This is a genomic window from Vreelandella sp. 2A-K22 (assembly GCF_054065485.1).
In genome coordinates this window covers 1-13,609 of record NZ_JBSUGC010000016.1, presented here as the reverse complement: position 1 = coordinate 13,609, position 13,609 = coordinate 1, and the positions used below count along the sequence as shown (strand labels likewise).

Annotated in this window: 15 protein-coding genes and 1 rRNA gene; 4 read left to right on the top strand and 12 right to left on the bottom strand. The window is 50.8% G+C overall.

What is annotated here, in order from left to right; translation table 11 throughout:
- Positions 1-74: 74 nt before the first annotated feature.
- The 11 genes from flgL to flgB form a co-directional block, all read right to left on the bottom strand.
- Positions 75-1,358 carry a flagellar hook-associated protein FlgL gene (flgL, locus tag ACW17M_RS19825; protein ID WP_427770503.1) on the bottom strand — a complete coding sequence of 428 codons (1,284 nt, stop codon included), beginning with the start codon at positions 1,356-1,358 and terminating at the stop codon, positions 75-77.
- A 16-nt stretch (positions 1,359-1,374) separates the two neighbouring features.
- On the bottom strand, positions 1,375-3,324 hold the full coding sequence (gene flgK / locus ACW17M_RS19820) for a flagellar hook-associated protein FlgK (protein WP_427770501.1): 1,950 nt from the start codon (positions 3,322-3,324) through the stop codon (positions 1,375-1,377).
- 73 nt (positions 3,325-3,397) lie between these two features.
- Positions 3,398-4,429, bottom strand: a complete 1,032-nt coding sequence (flgJ, locus tag ACW17M_RS19815; protein WP_427770499.1) for a flagellar assembly peptidoglycan hydrolase FlgJ — start codon at positions 4,427-4,429, stop codon at positions 3,398-3,400.
- Positions 4,429-5,496: a flagellar basal body P-ring protein FlgI gene (locus tag ACW17M_RS19810; protein WP_233975323.1), complete on the bottom strand. Its 1,068-nt coding sequence runs from the start codon at positions 5,494-5,496 to the stop codon at positions 4,429-4,431. Before ACW17M_RS19810 ends, flgJ begins: the two co-directional genes overlap by 1 nt.
- A 168-nt stretch (positions 5,497-5,664) precedes the next feature.
- Complete coding sequence (locus ACW17M_RS19805) at positions 5,665-6,354, bottom strand: flagellar basal body L-ring protein FlgH (RefSeq protein ID WP_159175889.1); 690 nt, start codon at positions 6,352-6,354, stop codon at positions 5,665-5,667.
- Between the two features lie 37 nt (positions 6,355-6,391).
- A complete protein-coding gene (flgG, locus tag ACW17M_RS19800; protein ID WP_233975306.1) occupies positions 6,392-7,174 on the bottom strand; it encodes a flagellar basal-body rod protein FlgG in 783 nt (260 codons plus the stop codon).
- Between the two features lie 50 nt (positions 7,175-7,224).
- Positions 7,225-7,983, bottom strand: a complete 759-nt coding sequence (gene flgF, locus ACW17M_RS19795) for a flagellar basal-body rod protein FlgF (protein WP_233975305.1) — start codon at positions 7,981-7,983, stop codon at positions 7,225-7,227.
- Positions 7,984-8,014: 31 nt separating this feature from the next.
- Entirely contained in the window at positions 8,015-9,232 is a 1,218-nt protein-coding gene (gene flgE / locus ACW17M_RS19790) for a flagellar hook protein FlgE (protein ID WP_233975304.1), read from the bottom strand.
- Positions 9,233-9,297: 65 nt separating this feature from the next.
- Complete coding sequence (locus ACW17M_RS19785) at positions 9,298-9,987, bottom strand: flagellar hook assembly protein FlgD (protein WP_233975303.1); 690 nt, start codon at positions 9,985-9,987, stop codon at positions 9,298-9,300.
- 3 nt (positions 9,988-9,990) lie between these two features.
- Entirely contained in the window at positions 9,991-10,401 is a 411-nt protein-coding gene (flgC, locus tag ACW17M_RS19780; RefSeq protein ID WP_009288416.1) for a flagellar basal body rod protein FlgC, read from the bottom strand.
- Between the two features lie 32 nt (positions 10,402-10,433).
- Complete coding sequence (gene flgB, locus ACW17M_RS19775) at positions 10,434-10,868, bottom strand: flagellar basal body rod protein FlgB (protein ID WP_027958738.1); 435 nt, start codon at positions 10,866-10,868, stop codon at positions 10,434-10,436.
- Positions 10,869-11,071: 203 nt separating this feature from the next.
- Here flgB and flgA point away from each other — a divergent pair, with 203 nt between their 5' ends.
- The 4 genes from flgA (at position 11,072) to ACW17M_RS19755 (ending at position 13,428) form a co-directional block, all read left to right on the top strand.
- Entirely contained in the window at positions 11,072-11,788 is a 717-nt protein-coding gene (gene flgA / locus ACW17M_RS19770) for a flagellar basal body P-ring formation chaperone FlgA (protein ID WP_009288414.1), read from the top strand.
- A gap of 96 nt (positions 11,789-11,884) precedes the next feature.
- Positions 11,885-12,151 (top strand): flagellar biosynthesis anti-sigma factor FlgM, encoded by a 267-nt coding sequence (flgM, locus tag ACW17M_RS19765; protein WP_039860564.1) that lies wholly within the window; start codon positions 11,885-11,887, stop codon positions 12,149-12,151.
- Positions 12,152-12,164: 13 nt separating this feature from the next.
- Positions 12,165-12,614: a flagella synthesis protein FlgN gene (locus ACW17M_RS19760; RefSeq protein ID WP_141440185.1), complete on the top strand. Its 450-nt coding sequence runs from the start codon at positions 12,165-12,167 to the stop codon at positions 12,612-12,614.
- 73 nt (positions 12,615-12,687) lie between these two features.
- Positions 12,688-13,428, top strand: a complete 741-nt coding sequence (locus ACW17M_RS19755) for an SDR family NAD(P)-dependent oxidoreductase (RefSeq protein ID WP_159175882.1) — start codon at positions 12,688-12,690, stop codon at positions 13,426-13,428.
- Between the two features lie 61 nt (positions 13,429-13,489).
- On the opposite strand, the gene rrf is transcribed toward ACW17M_RS19755, so the two are convergent.
- Positions 13,490-13,605 (bottom strand): 5S ribosomal RNA (gene rrf / locus ACW17M_RS19750).
- Positions 13,606-13,609 lie beyond the last annotated feature (4 nt).

The window sequence follows — 13,609 nt, the reverse complement described above, 5'->3', positions numbered from 1 at the left end:
TAGCCATAAAAACAAGGGGATAAGCAGAACTCCGCGACACGCAAGCGATAAGGTGCCGTAATAATTGAGCTACACTACATATAGTTAAACAACGATAAGCCTTTAATATCTACAAACGCTTTTTGTGCTGCCTGCATACCGACTTGTCGCAAACTATACTCAGAAATTGCCTCTGTGTAATCCAGATCGACTAAATCCGATAGCGTTTGATCGTAGTTCAGCATTCGATTACTGCTTACCGAATCGATAACATCAAGCTCATTCAAACGCGCCCCAGCGGAAGCGCGCACGGTTAGAACATTATCCAAACTATTGTCCAGATCGCGCATAGCAGTATTCAAAGTATTACGCTGATCGGCTTTTTTGGTGGCATTATCAGCAGGGTTTTCTAATACGCGAATGGCTTCTTCCATAGTGCGAAACAGGTCGGCACCACGAACATCACCCCCTGATTTAGCAACCAGTATTTCATCATCCGGCGCAGGTGTACCTTCAAGGCTAATCGATAAGCCACCGAATTCTAATGAGAGAGAACCCTCTTCGCTAATATCATCTGTCCAGTTGCCAGAGCTTAATGCTGCCCCATCCGTATCGTTGTCCACCCAAGTATCCGTTTCATTATCAAATCGTTGAACCTGATATGTTGGATCAGCAGCAGTTCCATCAAAACTGACACGGTAATCACTACCGTAATCAGCGTCATTGACGTCAAGAGTTTGGGGCCCGCGAAATGTCACATTACCTTGATTCAGAGTGCCATCTTCTTTCTTTGCTTCTGCTACATATCCAGCACCGCTGGGTACACTTTGGAAGATAGTCACGCCATTATCAGCTACCGGTATCAAGCGCGTAGAATCTACACGCTGTTCGCGTGTATTCGTATCGCCTCTATATTCCACACTACCGTCAGCAGACTTCACAAAGGGTGGAGTATTATCTTTATAACCACCAAACAAATAACGACCGTTACCATCGGTAGAATTCGCTTGGCCTATCAGTGTCTCATAAACGCCTTTAAGCTCGCTGGCGATGGACTCGCGGTTTTCGCTAGTTAGCGTGTCGCTAGACGCCTGAATCAACAATCCTTTGGCACTTGTTATTGCATCACTAACGCTATTGATAATGCTTTCAGTCTGCGACAGCGAATTACGGGCAGATACGCGAGAATCTGAAAATTGTTCAGTAACCGCCTTTGCCTGATCAACGCCAATCGCCCGCGAGGCGGCCTGTGGATCGTCGGATGGGTTAACCACACGTCGGCCGGTGGCAATCTGCTGACTGACCCTCATCAGGTCACTTTGTTGGCGGTTCATGGACGCCGTGCTTTGCTCAAACATGGTAACGGTACTAATACGCATCACTTAAGCTCCCGAATTAACCGCGCAGGTTCAAGATGGTGTCCATCAGCGTACCTGCGGTGTCAATCACACGCGCATTGGCCTGATAGTACTGTTGGTAACGGATCAAGTTAGCAGCTTCTTCGTCTAGATTAACTCCAGACTCTGATTGCTGTACGGCACGCAATTGATCGGTAAGGCCTTGACGAGCATCCAAATTCACTTCTGTGATATTGGTACGGTTACCGACATCGCTGACAATGGATGCATAAGCACCGGAGACCGTTGCGTTAGCACCAACAATCGATTCGGCTTGCAGGTTTTGCAGCGCCAGAGCGTTACGGTTATCACCACTGGCAAAAATAGTCTGGCTAACCGTTAAGGAAGACGTTTCACCTGCATCAGGAAGGCCGTCAACCGTGAAGCTGATACCATCAACTTCAATCTCATCTCCAACAGACAGCGTGTCACTAGACGCATCAAAGGGATTACCGTTAACCGTTATCGTTGCCGACGGCTTCACCGTTAGCGTGCCCTCCGTACCAGTACCGTCCGACTCCACTTCAAATTGATATTTTCTGTTATCGGCAAAAGCGTCAGACGTGATACCTAAATCGCTAACGTTTAAATCGCCCTCACGTTCAAACGAGTTACCCGTGTTATTTCCTACATTAATAAAACCTGCGTCACCTGCAGCAATCTTGTCTACGTCAGCAATATTAGTATCCATACCATTGGCGGCGCGCCGTACCGGCTGGATTTCAAAACGATCACCATCTTGCGGCACACCGCTGAATTCAATGCTGACACCACCAAAATTTAATTCGCCATCGTCATCCCAGGCGTCTTGATCGAAATCTACAACCTGCCCATTGTCTTTACGGGTAACCACGGGCTCACCAGCCTCAAAACTGACGGTATAGTCAGTTGCCCTAAGGGCATCAACTTGATCGGGGTCAAATTCAGCGCTAGTGATATTGACGGCGGGTAAGCTATTATTCTTATCGGCATACGTTTGCGGGGCGCGCACTGCAAAGAAGTCTTCGCCCTGGTCACCGTTAAGATCTACACCTTGCTTATGCTGCTCATTGAAAGCAGTCGCCAACGACACAGCCAGTTGACCAATTTGGTTCTGCGTCTTATCTAAGGTTTCTGAACGGAAGGACATCAAGCCTCCCAATGCCCCGCCTGTTATCGTCGACTCATCTAACTGAACAACGTTACCACCACCATCCCGATACCCCACCACCGTGCGCTGAGGGTCATAATCCGCTTGAACTGCTTCTAGTTGGAACGAATTGGTTCCTGTCACCAGCGGCTGACCATTGGGCAGGCTAATATTGTAGGTTTTGCCATCCTGAATATTCAGGCGCAAATCCATACGCTCATTAAGCTCTGATACCAATTGGTCGCGCTGGTTGAGCAGGCTATTGGGGGCCTCCCCACTCCGAGCGCGAGCCAAAGCAATCTCTTTATTTAAACCAGCGATCTGCTCGGTGGTGTTATTAATCTGGGTAACTTCATCCTTGATCTGGCCATTAATATTACCCTGCATATCTTGCAGGTAGCCATCAAAGGAGCGGAACTGAGAACTCAGCGTATTAGCTTGGCCAAGCACGCCCTGGCGAGCCGCTGGGTCAGAGGGTGAGGCCGCCAGGTCTTCTAGCGATGAGAAAAAATTCTGCATTAGAGGAGCTAAGCCTGCCGCGCGATCAGCCAGCAGGTTATCGATTTGCGTTACCTGACTATAGTAAGTGTTTAAGGCACTTGACTGAGTTTTTGCACTATTTAACTGGTCAGCTACGTACGTATTGAACTGGCGCTCGATATCATTGACACGAACCCCGCCACCTACACGCCCCTCACCCAACTGGGCCAACTCTCGGTTATAGCCGGGCGTATAGACATTACTAATATTATTACTGCTTGTATTCAGGGCATTCTGCGCGGCATTGAGGCCGCTTAAGCCGATCGAAAACATGCTCATGGTTCAATTCCTTAGGCCGATACCTATCACTACTTTAATTATCGGCGCTGCACAGAAAAACTTGAGGAAAGGGCTAGCGAGCGTCAGCCAGGAAATTTCCCTCAGCGTTAAGCGGCCCCATGGTATTCATCACTGCGACTAACTTTTCAGCGTAGAGCGGATCAGTAGCATACCCGCCTGCCTGAAGCTCACGCGCGGCCTGCTCAGCGTTGGGTGCTTGAACAACCCCAGCATAGCGAGGGTTATTGCCGATTAGGCTGGCATAATCAGTAAAAGCGTGTTCAAACGAGTCATAGACACGGAAGGTGTCAACCACCTGTGTTCGCCGCCCATTAATATATTCATGAGTCACAATATCGGTGGTTTCGCCCTGCCAATGGCTACCGGCTTTGATACCAAACAGGTTATGACTATTGCTGCCCGTGCGAGTCGCGATTTCGTGCCGTCCCCAGCCTGTTTCTAACGCCGCCTGGGCCAAAATGAGTTCAGCAGGAACGCCGGTGGACGCACTGGCCGCTTGGGCAGGTGCCGCTAACGTTTGAATAAATTGGTCTATGTGAGCAGAGGCCGTCGTTTGCGCTCGCGGGTTTAGCGCAGATTCATCTACCGCATTACCCTTCTCCACGCCTTGGCGAATGGCTTCTAGCTCGGCTAAAAATCGACCGCTGCTCTGCTCATGCTGGGTTTCAATCGTGTCAGGATTAGCCGCAAATGAATCGTCAAGCACACGCGGGGTGCCACGGGGAATGCCTGCTATCAATGCTTGCAACTCTTGATCCGCATCTGGCCGCGCTTTCGAGATGGCTCCTTGGCGCTCCAGTTGCTCAACAAGCACATCCGCAAGGCCCATTCCACGCGAAGCCATCACCTGTGACCACTGTTGATCCAGCATCGATTGATAGGTATCCGTCGCACTACTATTCATCAGTCCTGAACTGGGTGTCGCGTCACGCATACTCTTCATCATCATCTGAATAAATAGCGCTTCAAACTGCTGGGCTGCGCCACCCACGCCAGCCTCAGGGTCGACGCGTGCAGTGTGTTGAAGCCGCTGAAAGCCGTTCATGTCCAGGGCAAACTGACTGGTCATATCACTCGCGCTCATTAAATGACCTCCAGTTCTGCACGTAGCGATCCCGATGCTTTTAACGCCTCCAGAATCGACATCAAGTCTTGAGGGGTAGCGCCTAACGCATTCAATGCATTGACCACTTCGTTGAGCTGGGCACCCTCTACGATTTGCAGATAAGCCTCTTGCTGCTCAATATCAATATCTGCGTCGGGCACCACAACTGTCTCACCCTCGCCAAACGGATTCGGCTGGCTAACGCCAAACTGAGTATCAATCATGATCGACAGACTGCCGTGAGCTACGGCTGCTTCCCGCAGTGTGACGGCACTGTTCATCACTACCGAACCGGTACGTGAGTTCAGCACAACGCGTGCCGGAGCCTCCGTTGGTGTGACCTGAACGTTTTCAATGCGCGCCATAAAGTTGACCCGCGCATTATCATCAGTAGGACCGTCCAGGGCGATTACTCGGCCATTACGTGCATATGCCACCGACTGGCCAAACTCGTTATTGATCGCCGTTACCATGCGCTGAACGGTGCCAAAATCAGAGTCGTTAAGCTGTAATTCAAGCATGCCACCATTGCCACCTAGGTTAAGCGGCACTTCCTTCTCAACCAGTGCGCCATTGGGAATACGCCCCGATGCCTGCTGATTGATTTGCACACTACTGCCACCCGCTTGGGCGCCAGCGCCGCCCACGAGCATGTTGCCCTGGGCAATGGCATAGGTATCACCATCGGCCCCCTTTAAAGGTGTCATCAACAGCGTGCCGCCGCGCAAGCTGCGTGCGTTGGCTATCGACGAAACGACTATATCTAGACGCTGGCCCGGCATTGAGAACGGAGGAAGATCAGCGGTCACCATCACTGCAGCTACGTTGCGCAGTTGCAAGTTCGTGCCTGCAGGCACGGTCACCCCAAGCTGGGACAACATATTAGTCAGGCTTTGGCTGGTAAAGGGCGCCTGGGTCGTTTGGTCGCCGGTACTGTCGAGGCCGACGACCAAGCCATAGCCGACCAGTTGGTTATCTCGAACGCCGGCAAAGCTCGCCAGTTCACGAACGCTTTCCGCCTGAGCAGGCAAAGCCAGCGCGCACATTAGCACTAAGGTGGTCAGTTGAATAAGCCAAGCGCTGATGGCTTGCCGACAATTAATCCACACATTTCTTAACCGCATCACGATAACCCGCTGTCCCGCGTTCATTGGTCGACCTGCCATTGAAGGGCCTGCCTGGCGTAGCTCTGTCATTGATGGCTCCCCATAGAGCTAGAACGGCGAGACGTTTAAGAAGAAACGTTGTAGCCAACCCATGTGCTGCGCTTCATTAATATAGCCGTCACCGACATACTCAATTCGCGCATCCGCTACCTGAGTGGAAGGAACGGTGTTTTGAGCGGTAATCGTACGTGGGTTAACCACGCCGGAAAAACGAATAAACTCAGTTCCCTGATTAATGGCAATTTGCTTCTCGCCACGCACACGTAAATTGCCGTTATTCATTACTTCTAACACCGAAACCGTGATAGTACCGGTAAAGGAGTTATTGGCCTGTGACCCACCACTACCGGTAAAGTCGTTTTCACCTGAAATATCAAAACCATACTCTGCAAGCGTATCAAGGACATCAGGCAACTGTGTTAACTCCAGGCTAGCGCTACCGCTACGCCCTGCATTGGATTGCGAATTTTTGCTCGCACTGACCTCCTCATCCAACACAATGGTCAAGATGTCGCCCATGGCGCGCGGCCGACGATCTTCAAAAAGTGGCTGATAACCTTGCCTAGCCTGGTAAATAGAGCCATTGGGGATGGGTGGCGGGCGATCAACAATGCTGATCTGCTCTTGCTCACCCACCACTGAAGCTCTTGGAACTTGAGCGCAGCCGGCTACAACCAATAAAAAAAGCACCAGTCCTGCTAGCGCAATACGACGTGACATGTGGTGCAACTCCAGCATAACGCAACCTATAAGTAAGCCCGGTGAGTAACAACCGTTACAGCTGGCTTAAGCGTGCCAACATTTCATCGCTAGTGGACACCGCTTTGCTATTAATTTCATAGGCTCGCTGGGTCTGAATCATATTGACCATCTCTTCAACGACATTGACATTAGACGTTTCCACATAGCCTTGGAACAGCCGCCCCGCACCATTCATACCCGGTATATTCTCATTGGGTGCTCCAGAGGCTCCCGTCTCTAGATAGAGGTTGCCACCAATACTTTGTAGACCGGCTGGATTAATAAAGGTACTGACGCTGATTTGCCCCACCTCATTATCAACTGCAACGCCTGGCTGGCGTACGCTCACCGTGCCATCTTCACCAACATTTACCGACAACGCATTGGCCGGTAAGAAAATGGCAGGCTCAACAGGGTAGCCATTGGCAGTGACCATTTGGCCATTCTCATTAAGCTGAAAACTGCCGTCACGTGTATAGGCAGTCGTACCATCTGACATCAACACCTGAAAGAAACCTTCGCCATTGATCGCGAGGTCGCGCGAATTTTCAGTCTGCTCTAGCCCACCTTGGGTATGCAAACGCTCAGTGGCCACGGCACGTACGCCGGTGCCCACCTGCATACCGGACGGCAGCCGATCTTGGATATTATTTTGAGCGCCGGGTTGACGCATATTTTGGTATAGCAGATCTTCAAACACCGGACGTGAGCGTTTGAAACCATTGGTGCTTACGTTAGCTAGGTTGTTCGAAATCACGTCTAACTTGGTTTGCTGAGACTCCAAACCCGTTTTAGCTGTCCATAAGGACTTAATCATAATTATGCTCCCTTGACCGACTGACTCACATCAGCACTGAGTGGCCAACATCAACCTTGAATGGATAGAATCCCGTTGGCGCGCTGAGCGTTTTCGTCAGCGGTGCTCAGCACTTTCATCTGCATATCATAGCGGCGTGCCACATCGATCATTGAGACCATAGCATCGACAGCGCTGACATTACTGCCTTCCAGTGCACCACTCACCAACTTGGCATTTTCGTCGGCAGGCAAGGCCCCTGGCTCACCTTCTTCATTAGGAGGTGCACGGAAGAGCCCGTCCTCACCACGCGTTAACGCTCCCTCTTCAGGCGTCACCAGCTTAATTCGGCCTACCTCGACCAGCGCTTCCGGCCCAACACCTTCGGGAATGGCGCTAATCGTCCCATCGGCACCAATCGATACTTGCGCCCCTTGCGGGATAGCAATGGGGCCACCTTCGCCCATTACCGGTCGCCCAACGCTGAGCAGCACACCGTCACTGTCTATCTGCAGATCGCCACGGCGGGTATAGGTTTCAGTACCGTCATCTGCTTGCACCGCCATCCACGCGTCGTCCTGCATCGCGACATCAAGGGTGCGGCCAGTATACTCAACTGGCCCCTGAGAAAAGTCACTGCCCGGCGTGGTGGTTACCGCCGAGGTACGCGTTGCCAGTAAGGCCTCGCCTTGCACAGGCACCGAGCGAGCAGCCTGTAGCTGTCCGCGAAAACCGGTGGTAGTTACATTCGACAGGTTATTACTCACCACTGACTGCTGATCCATGGTGTGCTTAGCACCGCTCATGGCGGTATAGATCATTCGATCCACGGTACTGACTCCTTACCTAAATGACCGATCATTAAAGGTTAATAATGGTCTGCAGGAGCTCGTCCTGGGTACTGATAGTTTGTGAGTTGGCCTGGTAGGCCCGTTGGGCAACGATCATATCGACTAGCTCGCGAGCCATATCAACATTGGATGTTTCAACAGCACTTGGCTCAATCAAGCCAAGCAAGCCAGCACCCGGCGCGCCCACCAACTCCTCACCGGAAGCACCTGTGGTAGTCCATAGGTTATTACCTTCTGGCTTTAAGCCCTCAGGATTACGGAAACTGGCCAGCGCTATTTGGCCTGCCGCACGAGACTGCTCGTTAGAGTAGTTGCGCATGATAGTGCCGTCATTTTCGATAGTAATGCCCACTAAAGCACCAGAGGAATAACCATCTTGCTCAGTAGTTTTAACCACTGAGTCATCGGCAAATTGACTAGACCCCTCAAAGCTCATTGCAATATTCAATTCTTCGAACGTGTTACCGGCACCAAATTCTGAGTTATTAAACACAGCATCAGTCGAGTTATCAGTTGCCAAGGTACCGTTTTGGTTAAATGTTAAGCTTCCTAAATCGACATCATAGATGTCAGCGCCAGCAGGACCGCCCGTCATACGCCCATTAACATCCCACTCATTAGCTGCCGTTTTGGTGAAATACAGCGTGAGGTTCCGCGCATTACCCTGAGAGTCAAATACAGTAGCAGGACTGGAGTAGTTATATGTATTGGCATCAGTAGCATCAAAAGCTTCGGTTATAACAGGCTGCCCTGAATCCAGGTTCAAAGATATATCTAGCTCAGTTGTGGCGTTAGCCTGAAGATCACCAGGCTGCACCTGCATCGGCTGCACATTGCCACCTGCCTGGACATTGCCTTCGGCATCGGCTGCGTACCCCATGATCTGAGCACCCTGAGCATTCACTAAGCGCCCATCGGCCGTCATCGTTAGTTGACCATTACGCGAGTAACCCACTTCCCCATTAGGCTGCTGAAAACGGAAGAAACCTTCCCCCGAAATCGCTAAATCCATATTTCGGTTCGTGGATTCAATGTTACTTTGACTAAAATCCTGTTGTACCCTAGAAGTACGAACACCAAGCCCAATACGCGACTCAGCATACACATCAGCGAACTGGACGTTAGAACTTTTAAAACCAACCGTCTGCGAGTTGGCAATATTATTACCCACCGCACCTAATTTTTGTTGCTGTGCGCTTAGACCACTGAGTGCTTGTGAAAAACTCATGCTGTTCCCCTAATAAAGCTGTGTTTAATCAAATGCTGTGGTTTATGACTGTGTTTAGTCAGCAATTAAAGAATTTGTTTAACATCGTTCAGATCGACTTGACCGTAAATAGCGCCCAAATCCAGTCGAACGCTGCCACTGCCGTCATTCGGCGTCACCCGGTTGACTACCGCGTACTGTAAGGCAGTAGATTCAATTTTTTCACCTTCAGCGTCAGTTACCTCTAGCTGCACCGTATACCGGCCGCTGGCAGCCGCTTCTTTCTGATCATTTATACCGTTCCAATCGAAAGAGTGGACACCAGCATCCAACGACTCTAGATCAAGATGTCTAATGACTTGGCCATCGTCCCCCACAATCGTCGCTTTAACGTTCGCTGCCGGTTCGGCCAACTCTATTCCAAAGGGCGTTGTATACGTGTTCCCGTCGCTATCTTGCTCCAGCAACACATCCTTACCGGGCACCATGACGCCTTTGCCAATTAGACCGCTTGCCTGCAGAGCCTGATTGGCATCCATTTGGCTGGTAATACCTTCTAGCGTGCTATTCAGCTCTTCAATACCACTAACCGTGTTAATTTGTGCTAACTGCGAGGTCATCTCCGAATTTTCCATCGGCTTAAGCGGATCCTGATTCTGCAATTGCGTAATCAGCAGCGTCATAAAGCTTTCGCGCAGCTCATCAGACTGGCGGGCAGAGAGGCCATTAGCACCACCGCCATTTATGTTATTCAATACACTCGTATCGACATTCATGGTTTACCCCTCACCCAGTGACAGCGTCTGCATCAGCATCTGCTTACTGGTATTAAAGACTTCAACGTTGGCTTGATAGGAGCGCGAGGCAGAAATCATATTGACCATTTCATGCACCGGCTCAACGTTGGGCTTTGCCACATAACCCTCTTCATCTGCAGCCGGGTGGTTGGGCATGTACTCCATCCGCAGGGGTGAGTCATCTTCCACTACCTCGGTGACGCGCACGCCGCCAACGCCATAGCGGTTACCTTGTGACTGGGTCTCAAACATCACCTGCTTGGCTCGGTAGGTTTCACCATCGGGCCCGGCAACGCTGTCGGCATTGGCCATATTGCTAGCGGTAACATTCATGCGCTGGGATTGGGCACTCATTGCCGACCCGGCAATATCAAACGCAGAGAACATCGACATCGTGGATTAACTCCTCACTAATTTAGACAGAATCACTCGGGCTGCATGGCATTCTTCAGCCCCTGAATACGGCTGTTGAGCATCGTGAGGCCGACTTGATAACGAACAGCGTTATCTGCAAACTGCGTGCGCTCACGATCCATATCAACCGTATTTCCATCCAAACTGGGCTGGTCGGGAATGCGGTAAAGCAAATCGGGGTTGCCCGCTCCACGCCATGCAGGGCCTTCTCCAGCAATATGGCTACCAGAAGTACGCGCTAAAGTCAGACCACCTCCGGTATGGCTAGAAGCACTCTGAGTACCTTCGACTGCTTTTTTCAGCTCACTAGCAAAGTCAATGTCACGCGCCTTATAGTTAGGCGTATCGGCATTGGCGATATTAGCCGCTAACACCTCGTGACGCGCTTGACGTAACCCTACTGCTTGCTGATGAAAATTAAAGGCAGATTCCAGTTGATCAATCATGCCGACCCTCGCGTGAGGCAAAAAATAAAATGGATTTTGTTGATGATGAAGAATACGTCTGGAGCTGTCAGCCTAAAGCATGGAACAGCTGGCGTTTCCACCAGCATTTCGCGTGATACGGCTACTACCTTTTCGCTACACTGAACGATGGATTCTCCTCGTTACGTTCCTTCTTCTTCAGCTCCCAAGTAAGCGGCCTCCCCATGCTCCGACTGCGCTTTACTAAGCCAAGCACGCTTCGCTTTTGGCAATTAGCCTTCTTCTGGGCAATCCTAAGCGTTACTGCCTTCACCAGGATTCAAGCTGATGACGACAATCTTCTCCAACAAGTGCATCAATTTTTGTACGAAGAGACACAGGCATTAGGCGAGGAAGTGGTCATTGACCTACGACCACCCTCTCCGCATTTGCCAGAGTGCGTTCAGCCAGAACCTTTTTTGGCCAACGCCAATCAAGCACCCTTGGGCCGCGTTTCCGTTGGGGTGCGTTGCGGTGAAGATGGCCGGCAAGTTCGCTATTTGCAGGCGCAGATTGATGTCATTGGTGATTATGTGGTGGCAGCCAGGGATATTGAGCGAGGTACACTGATTACATCAAGCATGCTTAGCGAACGCGGGGGCAATCTCGGCGATCTCTCAGCTCAGGCTTTGACAGCTGAAGAGGATATCGTGGGTAAAATAGCTCAGCGTCCTATTCGTAGTGGTAGTGTCTTTTTAGCGCATTACTTACAAGCGCCTCATTTAGTTGAACGCGGACAGCGCGTTACTGTCATAGCTCAAGGTTCTGCCTTCCGAGTTTCACGCGAAGGCGAAGCATTGGAAGATGGTGCTCTTGGTGAGCAAATTAGAGTTCGTTTTGGCCCACGAGAAATCATGACTGCTCGTGTCGCCGAGCGTGGTATTTTGGTCGTGGATTTTTAATTCGCAGCCTAAAGTTAGGCCCAATGCTGCCGATATACTGTTATACAAGCTACACTAAGCGCCAAGCGCATCGACGTTGACGATGAGGCAGACAACGTGAAAATTGATAACATTAATTCGCTATTACGCTCAAGCCAAGCCCAGCAGCGTGATGAAACGCAAAAGGCTGATAGCGTATCACCCGTCGCACCGGGCGGCGCAGCTCGCGAATCGACTCAACTGAGCCAATCAAGTATCGATGAATCTCAGGACGTCGATACTGCTAAAGTTGAAGAAATTCGCGATGCTATACGTGAAGGTCGCCTTGAAATGCGCGCCGACCGTATCGCCGAGGGCTTAATTGCCAATCTTAAAGATCTATAAAGGGACGCTGTAAATGAGCCTTGCATCCTTGCTTACCGACCAGCAACAGCGCCTTGAGGCGTTAATTTCGTTGTTGTCCAGCGAGCAAAATTTATTGACGCAAGGTGATATTGACGGTGATGCATTATCGCAAGTTGCACTAGACAAACAGTCTTTATTGGCCGAACTCGAGCGCATTGAGACTGTGCGGCGCAATGTGCAAAAACGTCTTGGTTATGCCGAAGGCGCAAACGGCGCCAGAGCGGCAGCTCATGATGCCGGCTGCCTGGCAGCTTGGGAAAGCTTGCTTGAAAAAAGCGAGCGAGCCGCGCGTATGAATGAGCTAACGGGCCAGATGTTGTCCGTACGAATGAAGCATAATCAGGCAATGCTTGATTATATTCGTCAAATCGCTGAAAAAACACTCTATAAGCCTGATGGACGCAACAGCGCCCAACCCGGCAGAATCAACGCTTCCGCCTGATACCTCCCTCGACAAGCCATCAGCATGACGTTTCAATGAAAACCCACTCTCAGCGGCAAATCAAAAGACGATCATGTTCAATTTATTGCCTCATCATTATACAGCGGTGGTTGTAGGCGCCTCGGGGGGAATAGGTGCTGCTATTATTAATCAGCTACTCTCTTCCTCTCAGGTCGGCCATGTTATTGCGGTAAGCCGGCAGCCACCACGAATTGACAACCCCCATCTTACACACCTAATGCTCGATGTTTCTCAAGAGCAGGGCCGGCAGGCGCTTAAAACAGAACTAGCCTCGCAGCCAATCCACTTCTTTTTCAATGCCATCGGCACCCTTCATGATGACGCGCAACGACTCTTGCCCGAGAAGTGCCTCGACCAGCTTAATGTCGAAAGCCTTGCACAAACAATGAACATCAATGCCTATGTGCCAATTTTATTGCTAGCGGCACTGAAAGACTCTTTCAAAGGGTCACACCCTGCAGTGATTGCCAGCCTTTCGGCTCGCGTTGGCTCAATCGAAGATAATCAGTTAGGAGGCTGGTACAGCTATCGTGCCAGCAAAGCAGCGCATAACATGCTGCTTAAGACAGCATCCATTGAGCTCAAGCGGCTGAATAAGCAATCGCTAGTGCTTTGTCTTCATCCTGGCACCACCGACACAGCCCTCTCTAAACCTTTTCAAAACCGAGTACCTAGCGAAAAGCTATTTGCACCCGCATTTGTAGCAGAGAAGCTGCTGGCAGTCATCTCTCAGCGAACGCCCGAAGATAGTGGAACCTTCTGGGCCTGGGATGGCAAATCTATCGACTGGTGAGGTGTTACGCAAAAAAAAAATCCCCCAAGGCATCAGCCCTGAGGGATTTTTCATAATAAGTGCCTGACGATGACCTACTCTCGCATGGGGAGACCCCACACTACCATCGGCGCTAAGCGGTTTCACTTCTGAGTTCGGCAAGGGATCAGGTGGTTCACGCGTGCTATGGTCGTCAGGCGTA

Bases quoted from the DNA above. Each gene is read 5' to 3' on its own strand.
- flgL (WP_427770503.1), bottom strand. From the start codon at position 1,358: ATGCGTATTAGTACCGTTACCATGTTTGAGCAAAGCACGGCGTCCATG.
- flgK (WP_427770501.1), bottom strand. From the start codon at position 3,324: ATGAGCATGTTTTCGATCGGCTTAAGCGGCCTCAATGCCGCGCAGAAT.
- flgJ (WP_427770499.1), bottom strand. From the start codon at position 4,429: ATGAGCGCGAGTGATATGACCAGTCAGTTTGCCCTGGACATGAACGGC.
- ACW17M_RS19810 (WP_233975323.1), bottom strand. From the start codon at position 5,496: ATGTGCGCGCTGGCTTTGCCTGCTCAGGCGGAAAGCGTTCGTGAACTG.
- ACW17M_RS19805 (WP_159175889.1), bottom strand. From the start codon at position 6,354: ATGCTGGAGTTGCACCACATGTCACGTCGTATTGCGCTAGCAGGACTG.
- flgG (WP_233975306.1), bottom strand. From the start codon at position 7,174: ATGATTAAGTCCTTATGGACAGCTAAAACGGGTTTGGAGTCTCAGCAA.
- flgE (WP_233975304.1), bottom strand. From the start codon at position 9,232: ATGAGTTTTTCACAAGCACTCAGTGGTCTAAGCGCACAGCAACAAAAA.
- ACW17M_RS19785 (WP_233975303.1), bottom strand. From the start codon at position 9,987: ATGAATGTCGATACGAGTGTATTGAATAACATAAATGGCGGTGGTGCT.
- flgC (WP_009288416.1), bottom strand. From the start codon at position 10,401: ATGTCGATGTTCTCTGCGTTTGATATTGCCGGGTCGGCAATGAGTGCC.
- flgB (WP_027958738.1), bottom strand. From the start codon at position 10,868: ATGATTGATCAACTGGAATCTGCCTTTAATTTTCATCAGCAAGCAGTA.
- flgA (WP_009288414.1), top strand. From the start codon at position 11,072: ATGCTCCGACTGCGCTTTACTAAGCCAAGCACGCTTCGCTTTTGGCAA.
- ACW17M_RS19760 (WP_141440185.1), top strand. From the start codon at position 12,165: ATGAGCCTTGCATCCTTGCTTACCGACCAGCAACAGCGCCTTGAGGCG.
- ACW17M_RS19755 (WP_159175882.1), top strand. From the start codon at position 12,688: ATGTTCAATTTATTGCCTCATCATTATACAGCGGTGGTTGTAGGCGCC.